17 protein-coding genes are annotated in these 25,014 nt (G+C 30.1%); 4 read left to right on the top strand and 13 right to left on the bottom strand.

The window, feature by feature from the left end; translation table 11 throughout:
- Nucleotides 1–13 precede the first annotated feature (13 nt).
- The gene (locus KDK92_RS11145) at nt 14–1,039 is read right to left on the bottom strand and encodes a YkvA family protein (RefSeq protein ID WP_250859332.1); all 1,026 of its coding nucleotides are present in this window, start codon (nt 1,037–1,039) and stop codon (nt 14–16) included.
- Nucleotides 1,040–1,474: 435 nt separating this feature from the next.
- Between KDK92_RS11145 and KDK92_RS11140 the strand changes: the two genes are divergently transcribed.
- A complete protein-coding gene (locus tag KDK92_RS11140) occupies nt 1,475–3,202 on the top strand; it encodes an ATP-dependent metallopeptidase FtsH/Yme1/Tma family protein (RefSeq protein WP_250859331.1) in 1,728 nt (575 codons plus the stop codon).
- A 116-nt stretch (nt 3,203–3,318) separates the two neighbouring features.
- On the opposite strand, the gene KDK92_RS11135 is transcribed toward KDK92_RS11140, so the two are convergent.
- Both KDK92_RS11135 and KDK92_RS11130 read right to left on the bottom strand, forming a co-directional pair.
- On the bottom strand, nt 3,319–4,308 hold the full coding sequence (locus tag KDK92_RS11135; RefSeq protein WP_250859330.1) for a rhomboid family intramembrane serine protease: 990 nt from the start codon (nt 4,306–4,308) through the stop codon (nt 3,319–3,321).
- Nucleotides 4,309–4,441: 133 nt separating this feature from the next.
- Nucleotides 4,442–5,500: an HD-GYP domain-containing protein gene (locus KDK92_RS11130; RefSeq protein WP_250859329.1), complete on the bottom strand. Its 1,059-nt coding sequence runs from the start codon at nt 5,498–5,500 to the stop codon at nt 4,442–4,444.
- A gap of 133 nt (nt 5,501–5,633) precedes the next feature.
- On the opposite strand from KDK92_RS11130, the gene KDK92_RS11125 reads away from it, so the two are divergent.
- Nucleotides 5,634–5,957, top strand: a complete 324-nt coding sequence (locus KDK92_RS11125; RefSeq protein ID WP_250859328.1) for a hypothetical protein — start codon at nt 5,634–5,636, stop codon at nt 5,955–5,957.
- Nucleotides 5,958–5,991: 34 nt separating this feature from the next.
- Here the strand turns inward: KDK92_RS11125 and KDK92_RS11120 are convergent, their stop codons facing one another.
- The 5 genes from KDK92_RS11120 to KDK92_RS11100 all read right to left on the bottom strand — a co-directional run bounded on the left by KDK92_RS11120 (nt 5,992) and on the right by KDK92_RS11100 (nt 15,483).
- Nucleotides 5,992–7,023 carry an aromatic acid exporter family protein gene (locus KDK92_RS11120; protein WP_250859327.1) on the bottom strand — a complete coding sequence of 344 codons (1,032 nt, stop codon included), beginning with the start codon at nt 7,021–7,023 and terminating at the stop codon, nt 5,992–5,994.
- A gap of 171 nt (nt 7,024–7,194) precedes the next feature.
- The gene (locus tag KDK92_RS11115; RefSeq protein ID WP_250859326.1) at nt 7,195–10,440 is read right to left on the bottom strand and encodes a hypothetical protein; all 3,246 of its coding nucleotides are present in this window, start codon (nt 10,438–10,440) and stop codon (nt 7,195–7,197) included.
- A 40-nt stretch (nt 10,441–10,480) separates the two neighbouring features.
- Nucleotides 10,481–12,859 (bottom strand): immune inhibitor A domain-containing protein, encoded by a 2,379-nt coding sequence (locus KDK92_RS11110; protein ID WP_250859325.1) that lies wholly within the window; start codon nt 12,857–12,859, stop codon nt 10,481–10,483.
- A 23-nt stretch (nt 12,860–12,882) separates the two neighbouring features.
- Nucleotides 12,883–13,965 carry a chitobiase/beta-hexosaminidase C-terminal domain-containing protein gene (locus KDK92_RS11105; RefSeq protein ID WP_250859324.1) on the bottom strand — a complete coding sequence of 361 codons (1,083 nt, stop codon included), beginning with the start codon at nt 13,963–13,965 and terminating at the stop codon, nt 12,883–12,885.
- Nucleotides 13,966–14,055: 90 nt separating this feature from the next.
- Nucleotides 14,056–15,483, bottom strand: coding sequence for an Ig-like domain-containing protein (locus KDK92_RS11100; protein WP_250859323.1), 1,428 nt, complete (start codon nt 15,481–15,483; stop codon nt 14,056–14,058).
- 411 nt (nt 15,484–15,894) lie between these two features.
- Here KDK92_RS11100 and KDK92_RS11095 point away from each other — a divergent pair, with 411 nt between their 5' ends.
- Entirely contained in the window at nt 15,895–17,043 is a 1,149-nt protein-coding gene (locus KDK92_RS11095; RefSeq protein WP_250859322.1) for a beta-propeller domain-containing protein, read from the top strand.
- A gap of 67 nt (nt 17,044–17,110) precedes the next feature.
- On the opposite strand, the gene KDK92_RS11090 is transcribed toward KDK92_RS11095, so the two are convergent.
- From KDK92_RS11090 to KDK92_RS11080, 3 genes are read right to left on the bottom strand one after another with little or no spacing between them, the layout of a single operon-like run.
- On the bottom strand, nt 17,111–18,559 hold the full coding sequence (locus KDK92_RS11090) for an aminoacyl-histidine dipeptidase (protein WP_250859321.1): 1,449 nt from the start codon (nt 18,557–18,559) through the stop codon (nt 17,111–17,113).
- A 31-nt stretch (nt 18,560–18,590) separates the two neighbouring features.
- Nucleotides 18,591–20,102 (bottom strand): S41 family peptidase, encoded by a 1,512-nt coding sequence (locus KDK92_RS11085; protein WP_250859320.1) that lies wholly within the window; start codon nt 20,100–20,102, stop codon nt 18,591–18,593.
- A gap of 19 nt (nt 20,103–20,121) precedes the next feature.
- Nucleotides 20,122–20,493: a hypothetical protein gene (locus tag KDK92_RS11080; RefSeq protein WP_250859319.1), complete on the bottom strand. Its 372-nt coding sequence runs from the start codon at nt 20,491–20,493 to the stop codon at nt 20,122–20,124.
- Between the two features lie 309 nt (nt 20,494–20,802).
- On the opposite strand from KDK92_RS11080, the gene KDK92_RS11075 reads away from it, so the two are divergent.
- Nucleotides 20,803–22,428: a beta-propeller domain-containing protein gene (locus KDK92_RS11075; protein ID WP_250859318.1), complete on the top strand. Its 1,626-nt coding sequence runs from the start codon at nt 20,803–20,805 to the stop codon at nt 22,426–22,428.
- Nucleotides 22,429–22,579: 151 nt separating this feature from the next.
- Here the strand turns inward: KDK92_RS11075 and KDK92_RS11070 are convergent, their stop codons facing one another.
- On the bottom strand, nt 22,580–23,158 hold the full coding sequence (locus KDK92_RS11070) for a transposase (RefSeq protein ID WP_250859317.1): 579 nt from the start codon (nt 23,156–23,158) through the stop codon (nt 22,580–22,582).
- Between the two features lie 155 nt (nt 23,159–23,313).
- A complete protein-coding gene (locus KDK92_RS11065) occupies nt 23,314–24,810 on the bottom strand; it encodes an undecaprenyl-phosphate glucose phosphotransferase (protein WP_250859316.1) in 1,497 nt (498 codons plus the stop codon).
- Nucleotides 24,811–25,014 lie beyond the last annotated feature (204 nt).

Raw genomic sequence — 25,014 nt, 5'->3', positions numbered from 1 at the left:
TCTTAAGGTATATTTACATACCTAAATTATCTAAGAGTCCTATAAACTTCTTTATTTTTCCTCCAGTAGAAACATTGGAAATATGTTCAATTCCTTGAGCAACCAATTTTATAATATCCTCATTTCCTTCCCAATTCTCTATAACAATATGCTCATCTATCTTATTTAACAAATAATCTAATCCTATAAACAGTATTATAATATCATCAACCTTACCTATTACAGGTATATTTTCTGGTATGATATCAATTGGAATAGCCACATATGTTAGCATTATTCCAGCAATAAGCTTATCTTTCTTGTGCACTCTTTTATCTTTAAATAATCTTATAATCAATGCTACTAAGTCAGGAATTAATAGTGCATATTGAGAGATTCCACTAAACTTACCTTCAATCACCCCTTCTGCTGTTCCTCTTATTGTAGTATAACCATCTGAAACCTTGTGTATAGCAGCACATGCATGATTTTCATTTAATTCATCAGTAATATTTCCTTCTATTTGTAGAACTTCATCATCTTCCCCATGTTCACTAATGCTTGACCCATTTATAATGTCTTCTAAATTAGCCGCCTCTTTTTTGCTATCATACACCATATTATTGATTTTTGTTACAATATATCCATTACACAGCTCTAACTTTTCTAATTCAAAGTTAACGTAAGGAATTAGTGAAGATAATAAATTTAAATCTATATACACCAAATTATTTTCTACATATATTCCTATATTCTTATACGCTTTAAAGAAAACTTTAAAAATACCTTTGACTACAAAATTTGCGATCCTTATATTCATGCATTTTATCATATCTATATTAAATGCTAAAATATTATTCTCTAATTTTTTTAAAGAAAGTTTAATGCTAAACTTAAATTTAATTTTATGCTTAAACGTCCCCTCTATAAATATATTTTCTTGTACTAATAGGCTAATGATGTCCAATCCATCTATTTTTGCAAAATCATGAACCACTTCATTAACCAACCCAAATAAATCATTTTCCTTTATATCAACCGTAATATTAGAAATTTTCATACTTAACCTCCTCAGTATATTAATATATATTTCTTATTTTAAAACTTATATCATTTAAGATATTCTAAAGTAATGTAATTCAATACAAATAATAAAGAATAGAGAACAAAGAACAAATCAAGAAAAATAACCCAATTTATTCTTTATTCTTTTTTCTCTATTCTTTATATAGATAAATCTACAAAGTAGTTTATCTATTATATAAGTATACAATAAATAATTAGAATAGAATAGTAATCTAAACAAAATATTCTAATGCAAAAATTACATATCCAATTCTTATGAAAATCATTGGACTAGTTTACATAAAGTAATTATAATAAGTCATATGTATAAAAGACAAATAACAAAGAACAGAGAATAATGAACAGTTTTGGATAATATTCTTCATACTTCAGAATATTTTAATTTAACTTGTAAGGGGGAACGCATTATATGAAAAAAATCAATGTAAAATTCTTTTTACCTATAATACTATCCATTTTTTCAATAATTATATATTTTTCCTTAAATTCTAACAATAATAATAGTATCACACCATATACAGATTTTTTAACAATGGTTGAAAAGGGTAACATTGCAACGGTAACACTAAACGATTCTGACATCATTAAATTTTCAAATACTTACGGGGAATCCCATAGCACATATAATCCAAGAAGTGAAAATTTCAAGGAATTCCTTCTTATTAACAATATAGATGTGAAAGAAAGTACAGAAAAACCACTTAAACAAACAATTCCATTAAGCATGTTATTAGCTTCACTAGCTTTGTTAATAGTTTTAGTTCTAAAAGATAGAAAGCTTTCTCCAAAGGGAATATTCTCAAACTCAAATTTAAATCTTGAAACAGTTGAAAATATTGATATATCCTTTGATGATGTTGCTGGAAATGAAGAAGCAAAGGAAAATTTAAAAGATGTAATTGATTTTCTTAAAAATCCAGAAAAGTACCACCAATACGGTGCAAGAATGCCTAAAGGTGTAATATTTTATGGTGAACCTGGTACTGGTAAAACACTACTCGCAAAAGCTGTTGCCGGAGAAGCAAATGTTCCATTCTATGCTGTTTCTGGTTCTGATTTTGTTCAGATGTATGTTGGGGTAGGTGCATCACGTATACGAAATTTATTTTCAAAGGCTCGTTCACATGGAAAAGCAGTTATATTTATTGATGAGATAGACGCAATTGGTAAACAGCGTAATTCAAGTAATACAAGTGGAAGTTCAGAAGAAAAAGATCAAACTTTGAATGCCTTATTAACAGAAATGTCAGGTTTTAATGAGAAGGAAGGTATTATTGTAATAGCAGCTACTAATAGATTTGACATGCTAGATAATGCATTACTAAGACCTGGTAGATTCGATCGACATATTGAAGTAGCTCTTCCCGATGTAAATGCTAGAAAGAGAATTATAGATCTTTATCTTAATGAAAAACCAACTAAAGAAATAGATGTAGCTTCATGGGCTAGAAAAACAGCTTATTTTTCTGGAGCAAAAATCGAAAACTTCATTAACGAAGCAGCAATTTTGGCATGTAGAGAAGCAACTCCTTCCATTACCTCATTCCACATGGAAAAAGCTTATTCTACTGTTATAGCTGGATCACCAAAACTTGATCGTTCTCATATAAAGGATATAGATAGGAAGATTACCGCTTATCACGAGATTGGACATGCTCTAACTAGTATGCTCCTTATTCCTAAGGAAGAAATATCTAAAATCTCTATTATTCCTAGCACAAAAGGTGCGGGTGGTTATACTCTATCAATACCTGAGGATAAAATGTATTATTCAAAAGATTACCTTTATAACAAGATTAAAGTTATGCTTGGTGGACGTGCCGCTGAGGAAATATTACTAGGAAATGATTATATAACAACTGGAGCTCAGAATGATTTCCAAAAAGCTACTTCCATCGCACTTGATTTAATTTCAAAATATGGTATGGGAGAAGCTTTAGGCTTCTTAAGTTATTCCGAATTAAAATCAAAAGGTTTTTCTGTGGATAACAGTATATTAAAGGAGAGCAAAACACTTCTTGATAATCTTTATAGTGAAGTTTTACAATTGCTTTCAGATAACTCACAAACCTTAGATAAATTTAGTAAACTTTTATTAGAAAAGGAAATGCTTTCTGGGGAAGACATAACCCTTTAGAATAACTGTAGAATGGACGATAAAAACAAATGTATAATTGATAATAAAATTTAGGTTCTGACTTAAGTCAGAACCTAAATTTTATTGTTCTTTAGAACAAGATAGTTTTACTCATTTTATCTTTTTTTCACTGCCAAGAATATGCCTCCTAAAACCGCTCCCCCAACAAGTCCACCTAAGTGGGCGATGTTGTTTATGCCTGGTACTAATACTCCTATAAACACATTTATTAAAATTGCTTGTAAAAGGCTATTCATAAATGACTTTCCGATTCTTTTTCTCATGATAAATCCGTATGCAAAAGCAGCACCCAATAATCCAAAAATAGCTCCTGATGCACCAACTGATATAACGTTGCCACCAAATATAATTGTAGCAATTGATCCTGATATCAATGCTCCCATATATATAAGTCCAAATTTAACTTTTCCAAATATCTCTTCAATCATTATTCCTAATACATATAATGCTAGCATATTCATTGCTAGATGCATAATACCAGCATGTAAGAAGCCTGAAGATATTATTCTATGATATTGTCCTGCTAATACTAACCCTTTATAGAGTGCTCCAAATTCAAGTAACACCTCAATATCCATATCAATTATATTTTTACTAAAGATTCCAGTGATTATATATATTAAGATATTGCTTAAGAGAAATACAGCTGTAATCCAATTTGACTTTAGCTTAATAATTGCTCCCTTGAATCCACCATCTCTTATTTCAATTGTTTTTTTTGCTTGTTTATTTATTTCATTATAAGCATCTCCACTACATCCATAAATATTGGATACATCTCCTCTATTACTATCAATCACTATAACTGATCCTATATTAGAATCCACTAGATTTTTGATTATACCATTATCTTCTTGCTTGAAATCATCACTTACCAATACAAAAATAATCTCAGGAACCCTATCAACATTCATCAATACTGTTTCTCTGTAATTCAATGCTTCCTTAAATTGATGTCTTTCCATAACAATAAGATATTGATCGAATTTTTCACCCTTTTTTAAAAGAACTTCTCCATCTTCTATCTTACCTTCACCATTTATTCTAATACTTTCATATTTTTCTTCTTTAACCATGTTTCTCATAAATATATTTAAAAAATTACTCAAAGTTTCCACCACCCTTTAGTTGATTCTAAAATAATCCTTTAGGAAAATTCAAATAAATAGCCGTCCTAGCGTACGGACGACTATTATAAAAAAATATCAATTTCATTAACTAACTAACCGAAACTACTGTCAAACTCAATGATTTTAATAAATCTACCTCATAAAAATTTATTGGTTTCCTTGTTCTTGAATCATATAGAATCCTAATCACTGGTCTATCTGGAAAGTCTGTATTCTGTCTAATAACATATCCTTCCACTCCATTAGATAATTTCACACAACTACCCATAGGATATACTGCAAATGTTCTTCTAAATTGTCTGACTATGTCACTATCAAAACAGCTTCCGCTTCCAGCAAGAATAAGTTCATATGCCTCATTAGGTGCAAATTTTTTACGGTAAATCCTATCATTACTCACCGCGTTATACACATCTGATATAGCCACTAACTTACCAAATTTAGAGATTTCATTACCTTTCCTACCATATGGATATCCACGTCCGTCAACTCTTTCATGGTGCTCAAGAATCGCTTTAACAATAGGTTCGTTTTCCCCATAATAGTTCTTAATAACTTCAGCTCCATAAATAGGATGCTTAATAATCTCTTGATATTCCTCTTCAGTTAACTTACCATTTTTCTTTATAATACTCTCATTAATTTTTATTTTACCTATGTCATGAAGTGTCGCTCCAACAGCAAGCTCTTTAAGTTCATTTTTGCCAAGTTCCATATTCAACCCAAGAAACGTTGCAATAATCCCAGTGTCTAAACTATGATAATAAGTGTAATCATCATAAGTTTTTATATCTTGAAGATTATCTCTAACTGATTCCTGTTCTATTATGTAATCAATCAAATTTTCAACAGCTTTAATAGCTTCTTTAGCCTTCTTTTTATTCCCATTATTTATGTTCTTAACTATTATTCCAAGATTCTTCATAGAATTCTGTTTTAGTTCTTCATAAACACGATCTCTCTTACATATGTCCTCAAGTCTTTCATCATCTATATATACATAAAATACGCCTAAAGATTTCAACTTTTCAATATATCCATTTGTAAGCCTTGCCCCCGCTCTTAATAGAACATTACCATCTCCGCTCAAAATACTTTTGCCTAAAACATCCCCATCAGTAACCCTCTCAATAAATTCTAATCTCATCATCCACCTCGACATAAAACATTATATAAATTTATAAATCTTCAAAATATATAACAACTTTTAATAATATTATATAATAAATGAACTTTTAAATCCATATAATAATTTATAAAGCAATGTTTAGGGTGTTTCAATGAAAAAATTCATCTTCATATTATTATTCTTACTCATAACAGTATTCTTACTTAGAAGTCAATACATATCAAACAGATGCAAAGATATGATATATGCAATAGAGCATTATTCCATGGACAGCATGCATAATTCTCATAAACTCACTAAAATAAATGAAATATACATCGACTTTAAAGATGAGTATGTTTCAATAGTGACTGTTACGGGAATAGACAAAAATAACAATGAATTGAAATATAATCTTATTTTAAAGAAAAACAAGAAATCCGTATGGAAAATTATACACCAATACGATCTAGAAACTAAGTCACTATCTAGCTAACAACTAACTAGCATCTAGGACTACTTATTTATCTTTATATACCTAGTATATCATCCATAAACTTAAGTGTATGTTCAATTTTACTTAACTCTTTATCATTGTATTTCTCAAAAGAAACAGAGCTAGCTTTGTATGGAATAGTATTTAAATCAGCTAAGGATTCTTCTAGTAATGCCAAAAATTCTCTTTGTTCCTTAAGCTTCTTAAAGATACTATTCTTTATATCTTCTTCAAGTTTATCTTTATCAACTTTCATTAAGCATGTATTTATATTAAATAGACCTACTCCAATTTCTCTGATAAACATAATTATATGAACACAATTATTTAATTTTTTTCTATCATAAGCCTCACTATATTGTCTGTACTTATCCTCATTCCAGTTCTCTTCGTAATGTGAATATACCCATTCGATATCCTTAAATACTCTATGAAATTTCTTTGTATTCATATGAAATATATGATATTGTTCATATTCTAACCCATTCATCATACTCTTGACTATAGAAATCAATTCACCGATGAAGAATTTAAAACTATTATTAACTAATTTATTGAAAAATGTTGTTGAAAACAAACTATTAAATAATATTGCAATGAATCCACCAATAAGCAAACCTATTATTCCATACATATATGATGTCAGTGGTTCTATTGTTGTGTTGATACCTGAGATACTATTTCCAATTATATATATATTAACAAGTAATCCACCATATAATTTTTCTCTCCAATTTACTTTTATGTTTACTAATATAGCTATTGTTAAGCTAACTGCACAGGATATAATATCAGCACCAAATAATTCTATAATCCCAGCAGTAATTATTCCTGATATAACTGCACATATTATTTCTTTTATCAATGCTATATATCCTATTCCATAAACAGGTTTAGCCATCAAAATTGAGCTAAATAAAATCACTATTAACCCATGTTCATATAATAATCTTGTGTTCCATATCATAAATGCTGTAGCCACTACTAAAAACATCTTTAGTATATATAATCTAGTACTATATAAAATAATTGAATTGCCCTTTTTTAATATTTTATTTCCGCTCATATAAACCTCCTACTTTCTGTTTATCTTTAGTATTATGTTATCTTATAAATTTATACTCAAAAAGCGCATTTCATGCGCTTCGCTAGGGAGAGCTTTACCTCATCATACTATACTATTAATTAGATACTTTGAAGCAAAAGGGACTGGTTAATTTCACCAGTCCCTTTCTTATTATTCTATAATACAATTATCAAGTATGTCATATAATTTATCACCATTTTCATCGAGTATATAAACATCCACAGATTCTGCTTCTTCATTTATTCTTACTCTTGAATCGATAATATCATAATCAATACTATTTATTTGCTTGTTAACCTTGTATCTAGATAATGTATTTCCTTCTATATCCTTAACTTCAACTACAAGGGTAATATTTCTATCTCTATCACTGTAATTCTTTATTGTGAACTTGGATACAAAATCTATTCCCTTATGAATAATTGAATTTATAACATCATGGACAACTAAATCACCCACTCTGACATTTCCTGAAGATATATCTGTTCCAATAGAATTAATATTACTATTGTAATTGATCTTGATATTACCCTTTTCATCTGAGAATAATACATAATCAACCTTCCAGTTTCCAAGAGTTCTTATATTATCCGCATAGAAGCTTCCTCTGTAGGTAGATTCATCTACCTTTTCAAGAATGATTTCTTTTTCAGTTAACATGTTGTTCTCAACCTGAACATATCTTAAGTATGCCTTATCATTCAAGCTGAATACACCTTTAGAAACCTTAACTTCAATTCCAACTTCCTCACCATATTCTATAACAGCCTTTTCAACATTAACACCAAGTATGCTCATTCCAATCTCTGGGTTCTCTATTGATATATCTGCTGCTGATAGATTTTCTCCAAAATTATGGATCTGTGAGTTATAGATAACAGAAGTATTATTATCTGTATCCTTTAAGATAATATAGTCTATCTTGATAATACCTTCTGGTGTTTCACTATCTATTGTGATTTCACCTTCATAGTATCCATTCGTTAAAGTAAGTTTAAATTCCTGTTCTAAACCTTCACCAACGTACTTAACATAAGCTACATCTGCTAATCCAGATGAATCTGAAGCTTTAATCTTAATCTTAGTACTCTCATTGTCATAAAGAACAAGAGTATTTGATTCAACAAAAATCTCACTTATTGTTGGTACATCTGCCTTTATTACTATATCATAAATAAATAAATTTGCACTTGGGAAGATATTAGGATGTATTTCAGAGTTGTATATAACTCTTCTATTACCAACCATATCTCCAACTATGATGTAGCTCATCTTCCATTCCCCATCAGGGATTTCTTGGAATGTACCTTTAAGAACACCATTATCTCCACTTAGAGTAACCTCTTTCTCTGCTCCATTTTGGTCAACAAATAGGATATATCCTCTGCCCTCTCCATTGATACCCTCAACCTCAGCAGTGATTCTAGCTTCTCTTAATGAATTAATATCTGCTGTGTCAACACTTATATTTTTCAATACAAGATTAACACCTTGAATTTTGATGTTCTGAGCTTGGAAGCTTTCGCCTATTCCATGAATATCGGAATTATAGATTATTGTTCTATTGTTCATTTCATCTGCAAGGATAATATAGTCTACGGACCAATCTTCTCCCGCATTTCCTTCGAACAATAACATTCTACCTTCATATATTCCCGCTTCATTCAATGTAAGCTTGACTTCTCTACTCTTAGCATTGTTTGATCTATACAACACATACGCTTCTTGCCCTAGCTCAGATATATTATCTTCTGCAGCTATTGCTAGCTTAACCTCAACCATAATTTCATTGTTGATGTTAATGTTTTCATGTGAGACTTCAATTCCCTTGAATGTTGGTCCCACAGCATCTTCACCACTTGTGTTAAAATCTCCGCCACTTATATCCATTCCATTTATAACTGAACCATGAATAATATTGTTGTAGTAAATACCAATATTATTTTTAACATTAGATAGAATTACATGACTTATCTGCCATAACAATGGATTAACATACTCTTCAGGTTTGAATCTACCAATGTAAACTCCATTTTCTAAAGTTAAGATTATTTCTTCTTCTAATCTTATATCTCCATCCACTGCTTCGTATACAACATATGCTTTTGAACTTAATTTAGATTCATCTTCAAAAGGAGTAACTATAATCTCATATTCTCCTTCTATTTCAAGATTTTTAACCTCAATACTCTCTATAGTTGGAGCTTTATCATCTTCTATGATGTTAAGAGCACTTAAATCCATAGCATTGATTGGATGTAGTTCGGAGTTATATACACATGAAGTATTTCCTTCAACATCTTTGAATAGAATGAAGTCAACATTCCATGAACTATAACCCTGTCTTTGGAATATTCCTTGATACTTTCCATCAACTAGTTCAAGTATAATATCTTTTTCTAGGATTTGCCCATTATATTTTGTAATATATTTAACATATCCTTTTTCATATAATTTTGATTCATCACTTACTTCTACTGTAATAAGATACTTTTCATCTAAATCATTCAATTTAGTTTTACTAAACTTTCCTATTACAGGGCCATACATATCCCTCTCAACAGTGAAGTTAGCTTTTGATAAATATTTAAAAGTATTATTCACTGTAGTACCATGAAGCTCTTTATTGTACACAATTTCCTTGTGACCTGATTTATCATTTAAAATAATGTAATTTAATTTCCAAACACCAGGTCTGAAAGATTCATCGATAACAAATTCACTTACATACTCATTGTTATCATTCAATAAGAGCTTGATTTCCTTCTCAAAAACTCCGAATTCATTCTCTAGAGTGTATAATGCATAAGCTTGTGAATCTAATGCAACATTCTCTCCATTTGCACTTATTGTTATCTTTTCAGTATCCAACATTTTCACATTACTTAAACTAACAGCAATATCTTCAAACAGCTCATAGTTAGCAAATTCCTTAACCAAGATGTTTCCATTACTCATGTTTATGTGATTAACGCTATCCCCTTTAAATCTATGCACAGCATCATTATATATAACAACTGAGTTATCACTCTTGGTCAACACAACAAAGTCTATTTTCCAAAGACCTATCATAAAGTCTTTATCAATTTGAAAGTTACCAACAAAAGAATTTGCTTCCTTAGATAATTTAATTTCTTTGACCTTTTTTACAAGTCCACTATCATTGACATATGCCACATATGCCTCATCACCTAACTCCCTAGACTTAGCCGATGTTTCAATACGAATTTGTACCTTCTCACCTAATGTGACTTCCTGCTTATCAACAACTATTTTAATATCTGAAGGTAGTCTAAAATCAATTACAAGAGCTTTTGCTTCCATGCCGCTACCCAAAATCAAACCAATAAAGAGAAATAAAGCGAGTATTCTACTAAAACATTTTCTTTTCTGCAAAAGACATCTCCCTCCCTTCTCAAAGGTGATCTATCAGCGATTATTTGTTATCTCTCATAATATGAATTCTACCTACACTCTTATCTTTGCTTTGACCAGTTACATAAATCTTAAGACCATAATTCTTAAGGATTAATCCACTCTCTGCATATTTAGTAGGACCATATTCGTATCCTTTTGAATTTGAGTAATCCTTATCATCTGAGAAATAAGGGTTCATGAATGTTTCATCATCTTCATAAGTTATATAGTCTGTACCAAAGCAATTTATATGATTAGGTTTAGTTTCATCTAATCCAAATGCAGCATCATGAACTCTATAATCTGATGCTCCATACATGTAAGGTTCTCCGAAAAGTATATATGGGTCGATTTGTTGGTCAGCATCTACTACACCTAGGAAACATTCACCTGGATGACTTCCTACATGATTCTGTCCTTTATACTTATCGTTATTTACATACCATATAACCAAACCTGGTTCGTATGCTATTCCTCCATCTGCAAATTCAAGCCCTTCATCTGCGTTGCTGTAATTTCTCCACTCTGCTAAATAGTAATGGTCATAAGTTTCTCTAGCATCAGTTACTATAAAATTATTTAGTTCTAGTGATGGATTTCCTTCAAAATTCTCACTATAAACTTCCTCTTCTCCAGAAACTACTTTTAATGCATCAATGAACCAACCTTTACCTTCAAATGCTGGATCTGTTTGATACCTAAACATAATATCGATATTTTTACCTGCATATGCTTCTAAATCAAATTCAGCATCTATCCATCCATCAGAAGTACCAGTAATACCATTTTCTATTGTAATTACTGTTCCTTCAAGGCTCTCAGTAGTTGTAATATTACCTGGAATAACAGCCCACTCATCTGCTCCATGCTCTTTAACTAATACACTTGCCCAGTCCCAATACTCTTCAGTATCATAAGCTGTCTTAAATTTAAGTGTTGCATCTTGTTTTCCTGTAAGATCAACATTTATTTGCATATTTGTGTCTAACATATTACCTCTTGTACTATAAAGAAGTTGATCTCCTTCTATAACCTCTACAATTTTCTCAGTAAAGGATGGAAGATCTATTCTTACAACATCATTATTAACACCTTTTGTAGATGCTTCATCTAATAATAATGTATATCCCTCTTGTGGAATCTCTTCTATATCTACTGTTGCACCTTTTAACCAGTTTTTATCTGGCATTGAAGCTTGTAAGAATTCTTTAGCCCATGGACTGAATCCTGTTGGCATTGTTCCAGGAATTTTCCCAGTCCAACTTCCACCTGCCATTATTGCCCATGCACCAACTGGCGAACCACTATAGCTATCAGCAGTATCATACTCATCAGGTAATCCTAAGTCATGTCCATATTCGTGTGCAAAAACTCCAACAGCTCCACTTTGTGGTTGAAGTGTATAGTCATTAGCGTACCAAGTGTCACCATTATGATCTTTGAATTCGAAGTCTCCCTCCACCTGGATAACCGAGCTGTGAGCCCACATTGCATCATCACCTTGTGATCCTCCACCTTGCTCTTGCCCCATACCAGCATGTATAATGAAGAGGCGATCTATAACTCCATCAGGCTCATAGTAATCTCCATCTCCATCAGAATCATATCTATCTTCATTATCGAAATCAGCAAAGTTTATATCTCCTGATGCTGCTGCTGCTCTTATAGCTTCTATAACGAAAGATTTTGTATCCCTATCATGTATCGCCTCACTTAATTGTTCTCCATAATACTTATAATCGTGCTCAGCGGTATACCAACCAGTAACTTTACCATCAACAGTATAACTTCCACCTGACTGCTGCAAATAGTATTCCTTCATTGTAATTAAATCTTCATCATTTGGCCCTTTAAAAGATCCGTCACCAAATAACATTTTTTGAAAGTGATTAGTATCATAATCATTAAACTTAAATTGGAGGTTCTCATCAGCCATGTCTTCAAATTTATAATCTTCGAAATCCATAAGAATAACCAATGGTTTAGAAACATATGCAGCTTTTTCAAACTTCTCAGCTTGTACAGTTTGAGGTACCTCTAATTTTTTTCCTTTTTGAAATGATTTTAATACATCCTTTTCGCTTTTTATTCCTATTTTTTTCATTTTAGAAACAATTTTTTCTCTCTGAGCATTCTCTTTTTCTGAAAGTTTTTCTACTGGTCCCTGTGAAAAAAGTTTTTTAACTATTTCCATTGCTTCTTCTGGTGTTGCATTTTTGTCAATTACCCCTTCTTCTATAAGAGCTGTAATAATTGTATTATAATCTGGGCTTACATAGTGAATAGGTCTAGTATTTTCTCCACCCGCTTGTACGCCTTTAGCAAATGCTTTGCCTGGTAACAAACTAAAACCCAAACTAAAAGCTAATAATAACCCTAAAATCTTTTTACTTTTCAATCTTATTTCCCCCTTCTAGTGTATTACTCTTTACTCTTTACAGGAATCTTTATGGTATTGCTCACTGGTACCAATCCATTAAGATTATCTATAATAAAACTCTTAATATAACTTCCTGATTCAGAAACCCTAAGCCCATATTCCATCTCAGTCATCTCCCCTGGTTTAAGAACATCTGAAACATAGATATAATCAATCATTCTGTCTTTTTCATCATAAACAGCAATGACTAAGCTAACACTTTTGTATTCATTACGTAAGTTCTTAGCCTTCATTTTAAACATTGAGAATTCACCTGCAATTACCTCATCATCTAACTCTCTTTGAATGACAACTTGATTCTCTATTGTGTATGTGAATTCACTTTTAATACTATCCTTATAGCCTTCTTTAACCGCATATGCTGTTATCTTCTTACTTGAGTCAATTATAATTGGCTTATTATACTTTATTGCCTGTGATGTAGTGGTATCAATAAAATCTAATTCTTCAATCTCATAATAAATAGCTGCTCCAGTTGTAGTAGTACTCAACTCAATACTAGTACCAGTCGTAACTGAACCCTCAGGTATACTTGTCTTAACCGGTTCAACCTGTTTGTTCTGTTTGATCTGTTTAGCCTGTTCAGTCTTAACTACTTTATAATCAAACTGTACTATTTCTCCATAGGAAGATTCTTTATATACACATGCTTTAATTGTTACGTCATCTTCAATAGTAATGGGCAATTCATAAATCACACCTGATTCAGTTGTAGGTTCTGATTCATCCAAGGTGTATATAATAGCCGCACCTGTGGTAGTTGTACTAAGCGTAACTACAGTTCCAACTGGAACTTCCTCCTGGTCAGATACATTTGAATCAACTACTCCAATACTTTTCTCAGTTTCAGTTCCTGCGGTAATATCGTCATTGTTTAGTTCAATAATAGCAACTGTTCCATCTGTATTAATAGCTATCCCATATTTAGATTTATCACTATTCGTTAAAGATACATTTGAACTTGTGTCAGCATTTGTAGACATTGGAATTCCTATTGAAAGAATTCCAATAAAAAACGCTATAAGGGTGATTAAGCTTATTCTTTTATTTATCTTTTTTCTCAAGCTTTTTCCCAGTTATATCTTCAATACAACCAGTCCCTCCTTTCTTTATAAGCTTTACTCTTCTTCATCCCAATAAGAGAAAATTTTAAGTTAGTCAATACTAAAAGTTTTTATTTTAAATCTTCTTGAATTGCCAATATTGATTTCTCCTGTATAGACACCTGGGTTAAGTTCGAGCTTAATTTCCATCTTGTCTGGATTTAACTCATAATCCTGAATTAATTCAAGATTTCCATTAACTTTATTCATGATCTTAAGATTCATAAACTTTTCAGATTCTGTAATATCAACTATATTGATAACAGCTTTGTTATTGATTATATTTACGACTAAAGTATTATTTTTTGGAACACTCTTTACAACACATGTTGCTACTTTATTATTATTAGATTCTGCAGTAATGGTTACTGTACCTAATTCTTTAGCCATAAGAATTCCATCATTGTCAACTGATATAATTTGGAAATTCGATGAAGTCCAAGTTAAATTTTTATTCGTTGCATTAGATGGATAAATTTTTGCAACTAGTTGTGCTTTTTCACCAAGTTCTATACTTTTTTCTTTTTGTAGAGTCACACTATCAACAGGAATTGGTAGTACAGTTACATTACATTTAGCTGTTTTACCATTTGTACTTTCAACTGTGATTACCGATATTCCTACTCCTGTTGCAACTACTTTTCCATTTTTATCAACTGTTGCTACACTAGTATTACTTGATTTCCATGTTAAAGCTTTGTTTGTTGCATTGAGTGGTAGAACTTGTGTAGTTAATTGATATTTAGAAGTAAGTCTCATCTTGAGCTCTGTCTCATTGAGAACTATGCTTTCAACATTAATAGTGCTATTTGAATTACCTCCACTATGAGAACTTCCACTATAAGAGGAACCCCCACTGGTTGAAGAAGATTCACTCTTCGGAACTATTTTCTTCTTGAATTCTTCATGTAGAATCTCTCCATATAGATTTTTAATATTCTTAAGTGATAACTCTACAGAATTCTTAACCTTTTTATGGAGTTTGATTTGCACATACCCCTCTTCTTCGTTGTAGGTAATAATATCTTCTTCAGTTAATTCAACACCATTTATTAAGAAGTTTTCCCTGTTGCTTATCCATTGCTTGTCCAATGCTTGAGTGAATTTAATACGAATAGTATTACTGTTGACTAGCTCAATTGATAAAATCCCCCCTTTGATTTTATCTCCATTTCCTTCTTTGTACTCACACCTATTACCATTCTCATCTGTATAGATGACTCTAGGTAATGAACTGAGTTCATGAAAAATCTCTCCGTTATTTTCAAACCACTTATTCTTTGTTTTTATTATAATTTTTCCTGTGTTTTTCTTTAAAGCATCTCTGATTTCTTTGATGTTTTTTTCATCGTTTGCATACTTCAAAGCAAAAGACTTATTTCCAATGATAACTGTATAATTTGGAATCTCAGCCAATGCAGTACTCGATATCATAGCGAGTCCTAAAAATATGCATATGGTTTTCCTTACCCATTTCATTAAATCCCTCCTTTTCTGTCTCTATTTTCTTACTGGTTTTTTAAAAATTCAACTTTTGTTCACATTAAATTTTACCATATTTTGGAAATTGATTCAATGTAAGCTTTATGACAAATTTTACCAATCAGATATGTTCCCAGTACTCTTTTTACTCTTTATTCTTAATATTGCAAGCTAAATCTTCATATAATAATTTTAAAAGTCAAATGATTTATTTTATAACATATTTATTGTTAATAAAATAAATTCATTTATCTAGAATATAGTAACTTTTTTTATAAAAAATCGTATATACTATATATATACATTTTTTACCATGTAATGATAAAGATTATTCATACTGAAATATTATTTTAGATAAACAAATAAAAATTATAATTAAAATAATTCTATTAGAAAGGAGTCTTAACTATGAAAAGGAAATTTAAAAAATTTATTTTTTTAGCTTTAATATTTTTACTCTGTAATATACAACTTTCTTCATACGCATTGACTAATAATGTACCAAGTAATGCTATTGCTAAAAAAGGAAGTGAAAGTATTATGAATAAACCAAATTCGGTCTTGGAGAATAATGGAGAATATTACTTTAAAATTGACAATCTAAATATATCTATATATAACTCTGATAAAGATTTTCCAACTGCCATTAACGAATTAACACTTACTGATGGTGCTCTTAAGAATGCCACATATAAGGATATATTTTTCATAGAAAATAAATTAATACTAATTTATGAAATATTGAATAAAAAATTAATTCCATATGACATTAATATGGATTCCTCAAAAAAGAATAACTTTAAAGATACTTTTGTACAGAGTTCCACTCTAGGTAAAACGCCCCCAAAAACATTTGATAGTAGGGGAAATTTGATTTTTTTCTATGATATCTCTGATATAAAAAATATCAAATTAGAAAATAAACTTTATATTCATGGGGATTATGAAACAACTGTCCAAAAAGATAACACCCTATATATTCTTACATCATTTTATTCTAAAGGAGGTAATAATTTATTTAATAACACCACCTCTGATTTAGCACACATAATAAATATTGGCAATACAAAATCTAAACGAGTTCATAACTTAACTAAAGTTGATTTAATTAAACAAAATTTCATAAGAATATCATCCATCAAGTGTAATAGTATAATAGAATATCTTTCAAATGATAGTTTATATTTCATCACTCTCAATAACACTAAGAGTACAATCTACAGATTATCTATGACTTCTGATAAACTTAAATATGTTAATAAGTTCTCAGTAGATGGATATTTAACTAATCCAAAATTTATGAATGAGTATAATAAAAAGCTAACTTTCATCTATCAATCTGCAGAGAATTATAAGAATTACAATATAGTCCTACTTGATGAAAACCTTAATTTAATTAAAGAGATAAAAAATATTAATAATAGTAAAAAATTAACCAGTGTTCAATTTTTTAAAAATTCTGTTAAACTGTCAATAGAAAATAGTCATTTTAAAGTAGTTGATTTTTCAACTCCCTCGAAACCGAAAATCTCTGAGATTAATGCTAATATAACTTAATGTAAAATACACCCTTAGCAATGCTGCTAAGGGTGTATTTTTATCCATAACTATTTATTCCATCTTTTTATTTTAAACTCTTTAATACCGCTTTAAGATAAGTCCAACATCTATCTACTGAAGATATTTCAACCCATTCATTTGGAGTGTGAACATCATGTAAGTTTGGTCCAAATGAAACCATATCCATCTCTTCACCAAATTTACCGCCAAACAAACCACATTCTAGTCCTGCATGTATAGCTGAAATTTCTGGTTTCTTTCCACTTATCTTTTCATATGTATCAACCATACATTCTCTAAGCTTAGAATCTTCTCTGTATTGCCATGCTGGATAAGCTGATTGATATTCCACAGAAGCCCCAACTAACTTACATAGTGCATCTCCTCTTTTAGCAATTTCCCATTTTCTACTCTCAACAGAACTTCTTATAGCACTTTCAAACCTAATTTTATTGTCTTCTGAAATACATACTCCTAAGTTAGTTGAACTTTCTACTAGTCCATCTATCTGCATGCTCATTGATTGAACACCATTTGGCATCATAAGAAGTGTATCAATAATTCTATTACTACATTCTTTTGTTAAAGCATCACTTACTTCAACATTTTCAAATGATACTTGTATCTCACTGTCAGATGCTGAAAGCTCTTTTCTAAATATCTCATGATATTCATTAATTATTTCAACAGCTCTATCAAAGCTATTCTCATTAACTACGATTGTACAATCACATTCTCTAGGAATAGCATTCATCTTAGATCCACCACTTATATTATGTATTCTAACTTCCATCTCTTTACGTAATTCATTCAGTATTCTACCAATAAGCTTATTAGAGTTTCCTCTCTCCTTATTAATATCCATTCCTGAATGTCCACCTTTTAAGCCTCTGATCTCAATAATAAGTCCACAACCTTCTACAGACTCCTTATTTCCCTCTAGAGTTATAACCTGTCTTACTCCTCCAGCACAACTAACTAGAAGTGTTCCTTCTTCTTCAGAATCGATATTAATTAACATCTTTCCTTCAATATTTTTAGCATCTAGAGCTAATGCTCCCCCCATACCCGTTTCCTCTTCTGTTGTTAATAGAAGTTCTACAGGTGGGTGTTGTAATGTATTATCATCTAAAAGAGCTAATCCATATGCAACTGCAATACCATTATCCGCTCCTAATGTTGTACCATCCGCTCTTAACACATCTCCATCAACTATGAATTTAATGGCATCCTTCTCAAAATCATGTTCTGTTCCTTTATTCTTTTCACATACCATATCCATATGACCTTGTAGAACAACTGTATTAGCATTCTCATATCCTTTTGTTCCTGGCTTTCTAATGATTACATTATATGCCTCATCCTGAATAACCTCTAAGTTTCTCTTCTTTGCAAAATCAACAAGCCAATTAGAAGCCTCTTGCTCATTTCCAGACCCTCTTGGTATTTCATTTAAATCCTTGAAATATTCAAATACCTTATAACTCTCTAACCCTTTTAGTTTTTCTAACATAACCCATACCTCCAGATAAAGTTTAATTATACTATTTCTTAACCTTTATGGTTATCATTTTTCCTCTATTTAATTTATTACCATCAACTGACTTAATACCTGGTTCAAAAGACATTACATAATTCATACCATCTATTAACTCTTCCTTTGGGTCTACAATTAACATTTTCCCATTCACTGATACCTCAGCTTCAATTTCATCACCATTAAATCCGTTATATATATGAATATCATCTTTTATTTCTGATATATCACCTTCAAGTTCACTATTGAACTTAATTTTGATATTCTGCTCTGGCTTAATTCTAAGTTTTGATGAGATCATGTCCACATTTACTTCCCATCCATTCAGTACCTTATCTCTATATTGTGAATCATCAACCACATAAAGTTCTTCCGCTTCTTGAACTTTAGCAAATGCTTCTTCAACATCATTAATATCACCAAAAATAAGTTTTGCTAAAACAAGTGGATTCACATCTGTAGTCTTTAAATTTGGAGTAATACCAATCTCATTTATCTTTCTCTTTCCTGGTGAAAAGAACTCTTGAGTAGTTACTTTAAGCGCACTCCCATCACTTAATTCAATAAGTGACTGTGCAACCCCTTTTCCATAAGTAGTATCTCCTATAAAATAAGCCTTGTCGTAATCCCTAATTGCAGCTGATAATATTTCTGAAGAACTTGCAGACATATTATTTACAAGGAATATTATAGGTTTGTCTATAATTATATCACTTGCATAATCTTTCAGTTCAACACCCTTCTCTTGTTTTTTATCTACAACCAAAACTGTTTCATTTCCAATCATCATTCCAGCTATTTCAAGAGCAACATCCATATACCCTCCACCATTGTATCTTAAATCAATGATATAGTTCTGCGCCTCTTGTTTTTGAGCGTCCTTTACAAGATCATGAAATTCTTGTGTTGTCTTTTGTCCAAATGTATTTATTATAATATGTGCAGTTGTATCGTCATTTAACCATTCCATTTCTACTGTAGGAAGCCTTATTTCATCTCTAACAACATTAAAGATTAATTCTTCTTTCCCTCTTCTCACAGTAATCTTAATTTCAGTACCCTTTTCACCCTTAACATAAGTTACTGCTTCATCAACAGTTAATCCTTTAAGATTTGCATCTCCAGCTTTAACTATTATATCTCCGCTCTTAATACCTACTGCTTCTGCTGGTCCTGTTTTAATGACATCACTTACTAATAATCCTTCTTCATGTTCCTTTATATAAACACCAATACCAAATATTTTATTATCAATTGCATTTATAAATTCATCATACTCATCTTTAGAAAAATATTTTGTGTATTTGTCGTCTATAAGCTCCATCATTTCATCAACTGTTTCAGCCTTCAAAATTTCTACTGGTACTCCATCTTTATAGTATTGTAATAAATAAAATAACACTTCATCTCTTATTTCATCTTTCACATCAGCAAAAGCTTGATTAACTTGTCCAAAAATGATGCATACTGCTAATATTATAGCAGTTAAACTCCTCTTTACTTTTCTATTAAAATCCATTAAATCACCCCATTATATATTACTTAATTACCCTGCTAGTTAGCTTATCAAGCAATTCTCCTGCTTCATCATAAAGATATATAACAACATTTTCTCCTGGCTTTGTTTTTGGAAGAACCACAGTCTCTTTTCCAAGTCCCAATTTATCTGGTGACATCACTTCTCCCTTTTCATCATAAACTTCATATAAAGATGCATTTGAATATTTTTCTTTTCCTTCTTCAGTCAAGTTTGCAGTAAGAAGCGAACCTAACATAGCATCCCTATATTCAACAGTAATATAATTATTATCAGGTGTAGATTTCTTCTCTTGATTTTTAACTATTCCAAATACAGCTCCTCCAATTATTAATATTAATGTTAGCACTCCTATGATAATCTTTTTATTCATATTCATTCCTCCTAATAAATTCTGTCTCTAACTCTTTGAGCTTTATTTTTTTATTATTTACAAGATTATATAATTCTATTTCTAATCTTTCCTTGATACATTATTCTCATTTCAGTATATCCAAATGCTTAGCATTAGTTTAAATTATATCACATTTAATTATTGATAATCAAAATTACTTCTAATGTTAATACTTTGTTTTTTTCTCTATATTTTTTTCTTTTTCCTAAATTTTTTATTATATATATGCAACTAAATTCTACATTTATACGTTTATATATATAGAAGATATTATCAAAGGAGATTGCCATGAATAAATATATTAAATACTTATTATTTATAACATTATTTTCATCATTTTTTCTTATAAACAAAACAGCTTCTGCTTATGATTTAAATGTTCAATCAAAGTTCAAGCTTGAAAATATAAATAGTTTTGAAAATCTAAAAAACTTTGAAGATTTCATGCAAAGTTTAGATAATTATGAGCATGGTGTTAACTCCATTGATAATTTAAAAAACACTAAATTCAATGAATATGCAGAATATGATGAGAGTCATATTTTTAGGATTAAAGGAAATGCTGTAGAATTTATAGACTTATCACCTAATAATTCTAAGGTAATAACCAATATTAGATTAACTAATTTCAACATACATAATTTATATATTAAAGATGACTATCTTATTGTAGCCGGAGATTATCTTAACACTTCAGCTGAATTAAGTTCTCCTTTTGGTGTCAATGATCCAGTAACTACCATAAAAATATTTGATATTACTATTTTGGAAATGCCTATCTTCTTGAAGGAATTCTCTTTATCGGGGAACCTTGTACACCTAACGTTCTCGGAAGATAGCATGAAAATCTTTTCAAAATTTAAACCATATAATGAAGCCTCATCAGAATTTGACTTCTGGCCTTATTATTTCATTGATGAAAAAAAATATTTCTTTAATGAAAATAATATTTATTCTGCACCATATGAATCAACCGAAAAAAATTATCTATGTGGGGTAAGCATTTCTCTCAAAGATGATATTTCACTCTCTGATACAAAAGCAATATGGGGAGTCGGTCAATCAGTGTACTCAGATGATGACTTTATTTATCTTTCATCATCTAAAAATAACCAAACGCAGATAATTAAACTGAGTATAGGAGAAGAGCTTTTCTTAGATAATTTTAAAGCTATTATGCCAGGATCTTTAACATTTTACGACGCTTTAAATATTGAAAATAATTGTTTAAAACTAATAACAACGCTAAAGCTATCTGACAAGGACACATTTGCTATCTATCTACTTGATGATAACTTAATTGTACAAGATATTTATTTTACAAATAAAGAATCTACAATTGAAAAATTCGATTTTGTAGATGATAATTTATTTATTAAATATAATACTTCATCTAATAACTATTCTAGTGAATGGGTTTCCTTATATTTTAAAGATAATAAAATTTCTGTGAAAAATAATCATAAAATAATATCTGGAGAACTCTATTATACTGAAGATTATATATATGAATTGAATATCACTTCAGATAAAAAAACATTTTTTAATATGAACATTTATGATTTGGAATATAATCTTATTACGACTTTAGATCTTACTACTAATAATTCTTACGGCACTAATGGTATTATGTTTTATGATAAAGAAAATAAACTTCTAGCACTACCTATAACACTTAAAACGGATAAGTTTAGCGAATATTTATTAACATACAAGCAGAATGACTCCAGAGACTTCACTGTGAATCTGATATCGAATTTTGATACACAATTACCTACTAACAATAGTAATTATATTGATCAAATATCGGAGTATATAACAATCAATGGGGATTATCTTTATACCATTTCTCCTAATTTTATCAATGTCTATGATTTAAAAAGTAATACTTTAATAACCAGGAACAAATTGTAGGGGACACGTGTAGTGGGGACTGTCACCACCCGAACCTACTCGGAACTTCTCGAAAAATGACTGATTTTAAAAAAGAGGCATCTTTATTTTAAGATGCCTCTTTAGGTTTATTCACATTCTTTTCTAGTTTATCAAATCTATTGGTCTATCCCTAAATCACTTCCTTATCTTCAATTGATTTATTTTTCATTGCACTTTCTACAAAATCCCTATATAATTCTCTTGCAGTATCTCTAGTAAAATAAGATAATATTTTATCGCTCTCTATTAGTTTTTCTTCTTTCATTCCTATATACATTGAATAACTGCTCCACTTATATTCTTCTGGTTTCAGTACCATATTAGCTCTTACTGGATTCAGATGTATATATCTGCTTGCTCTTACAGCATATTTACCACTGTCTATAACTTCTGAACCATATCTATCTTGGAATAAATGACCTACATAATTATATTTATTATTAAAATATCTAGCATAAAATGAGTTTAATCTGCTCATAAAATACTTAATATGTTTTTCGTGTGTTTGAATTTGTAAATGAACATGGTTTGTCATTAAGCAATAACATATGATTTCGTATTCATTATTATAATATACCGACACTTCTCTTAAGATTTTTAAATATACTTCATAGTCCTCTTTAACTCTAAAAATATCATTTCTACGATTTCCTCTTGATGTTATATGATACATAGCATTGGGAAACCAGATTCTATTTTTTCTTGCCATTTTAAATATTCCTTTTTTATTAAATGTTATCCACATTTCAAATTTTCAAACTAAAAAATAGACTGTCAGCAAAATACTCTGATAGTCTATTTGAACATTTTCTATTTTCCACTTTTTCCGAGCGGTTTCGGGTGATTTCGGGTGGTGACAGTCCCCTAGTATGCATTTCTAAACCCTCTGACAAAGGTCATAAAGAATATCTTTAGATCAAACCCAAATGTCCAATTTTCAATGTAATAAATATCATGTTCTATCCTCTTCTTAATGGAAGTATCTCCTCTAAATCCATTAACCTGCGCCCATCCCGTAATGCCAGGACGAACATGATGCTTTATCATATATTTAGGAATCTGTTCTTTAAACTTGTCAACAAAATATGGTCTTTCAGGTCTAGGACCAATTATGCTCATATCCCCTTTAAGGACATTAATGAATTGCGGTAGTTCATCAATACTTGTTTTTCTAATGAAAGAACCAAACTTAGTTTTTCTTGGATCATTCTTAGTTGTCCACTCCACTTTCTCATCTTCATCTTTCTGAACATGCATTGACCTAAACTTGTACATATTAAACTTTTGCCTATTAAGCCCTACTCTTTCCTGTTTGAATAATATTGGCCCCGGTGATGTAATTTTTATTGTAAGCGCAGTGAATATTAGTACTGGCGAAGCTAGCACTAAACATATACTACTAACTAATATATCAAATATTCTCTTAGGTAATTTATTCATTATATTATCCAGAGGTACATATCTTATATTTATTATTGGTAAACCATCAACTTCTTCTACATATGGTTTTGCAGGTATATATTTATAATAATCAGGTATTATCTTTGCTCTAATCCCATTCTGCTCGCAAGAATTTATTAACTCCCCAAGCTTACTGTATTCTTCGAGAGCTATTGCTATAAAGACCTCATCTACCCTATTCTTACTAATATATTGTTTAAAGTCATTGAAATCACCTGATAGACTGTTTGTTTTATTATTCAAATCTTTTATCATGCTATTTTGATATTTTAAGGTATCAATACTCGCAGCAACTTGTTTTTCTGCTTCTGTTTGCACTTTTCTACCTATTTTATTCTCATTTCTTTTGTTTACATTATCAGAAAAAATCCCTACAATATTATAACCCCAATGTTTATTTTTTTGAATTTTTCCAGTAAACCCTTTTGAAATTTCGCTATTCCCAAGAATAATTATATGTTTTAGATTACTTCCTTTTTTTCTAATTTTTCTTAGGACTAATCTTATTGTTACACGTTCCGCTGTCAATAATAATATATTAAAACCACCAAATAGTATTATAAAATATCTTGAAAAATCAACTGCTTTAGAAAAATATAGTATTAGTGTATAAATAATTATCCCTATAATATTAATATTAATTATATTGCTAAACTCTACAAATATCCCTTTTAATCTCTTAGGTTTGTACATATTGAATTTATTGAATAACACTAGGAATAATGGAACTAAAATAAAAGTATGGTTAAAATAGTTGGAAAAAGGTAATGGTTTACCATTAAGATCTATAATTCCTGATTCAAATCTTAATAACCACGCTAAAATTACTGATAAAATTATACAAAAACAATCCAATAGCACTTGAATTCTATTTAATTGTTTTTGAGTTTCTTTAATCATGTTAACCCCTCTTTTCTAAGCATATTTTCCACTTACTATTATAATATTCAATTTACAAAATTTTATAAATTTGTTAGCACGTAATAAACAAACCACTCCTACTGATTATAAAATTTAATTATAATTCCTTTGATGATTTTATCACATGTTATTCCATCTTCTTTTTCTAACTTTTTAACTAGTGAGCATCTTTATAGCTTCTGT

It is taken from the genome of Oceanirhabdus seepicola (genome assembly GCF_023684385.1).
Lineage (GTDB): Bacteria > Bacillota > Clostridia > Clostridiales > Clostridiaceae > Oceanirhabdus > Oceanirhabdus seepicola.
Note: the sequence above shows the minus strand (reverse complement) of the source record. Positions and strands in the feature narration are given on the sequence as shown.